Below are 585 nucleotides of genomic sequence, written 5' to 3'. Positions count from 1 at the left end.
ATAGAGTCATCCTGACAATCGAAAACAACAGAATGCTAATATTTATTGTAGCAGTTGGGGATCGTAAAACAATCTATCGGAAATATCAATCCTGAGATGCTTCCCTCCAGGTTCTGACAACACTCTTCAAAACAAATACCCGTTGCTTGGGACCCCTTTCCAGTTCAGCTATCTCCCCATAGCAGAGCTGCTCTTCGTTTATCTCCACAAAATTGAATTCAAAAAAAGCATTATATATTTATCAACTAAACCACATAAAAAACATCTGGAGAAACAAATCATGAAACAGACTGTAGAAAACCTGTCAAAAGCATTTGTCGGCGAAAGCCAGGCCCGGAACCGGTATACAATATATTCAAAGATTGCTAAAAAGGAAGGTTTCGAGCAAATTGCCGATCTTTTCCTCCTCACCGCCGAGAATGAAAGAGAGCATGCAAAATGGAGTTTCCGGCTGATCAATGAACTGAAAGAAGAAAGCGGGGAATCCTTCGATGACATTGCAATTCAGGCTGACGTTCCGACCGACTACGGCACAACCGCCGAGAACTTAAAAGCCGCAATCAACGGCGAGGATTACGAGACCAC

General features: G+C 42.6%; 2 protein-coding genes. One reads left to right on the top strand and one right to left on the bottom strand.

Annotation, left to right across the window (positions count from 1 at the left end; translation table 11 throughout):
* Positions 1–85: 85 nt before the first annotated feature.
* Positions 86–208 (bottom strand): hypothetical protein, encoded by a 123-nt coding sequence (locus tag CI957_RS11140; protein ID WP_277749698.1) that lies wholly within the window; start codon positions 206–208, stop codon positions 86–88.
* A gap of 72 nt (positions 209–280) precedes the next feature.
* On the opposite strand from CI957_RS11140, the gene CI957_RS10370 reads away from it, so the two are divergent.
* The coding region (locus tag CI957_RS10370) for a rubrerythrin family protein (RefSeq protein ID WP_206631071.1) at positions 281–585 on the top strand (305 nt) is incomplete at its 3' end.

It is taken from the genome of Methanohalophilus sp. WG1-DM (assembly GCF_004104135.1).
In the GTDB taxonomy this organism is placed as follows: Archaea; Halobacteriota; Methanosarcinia; order Methanosarcinales; family Methanosarcinaceae; genus Methanohalophilus; species Methanohalophilus euhalobius.
This window is presented reverse-complemented; position numbering and strand designations above follow the sequence as displayed.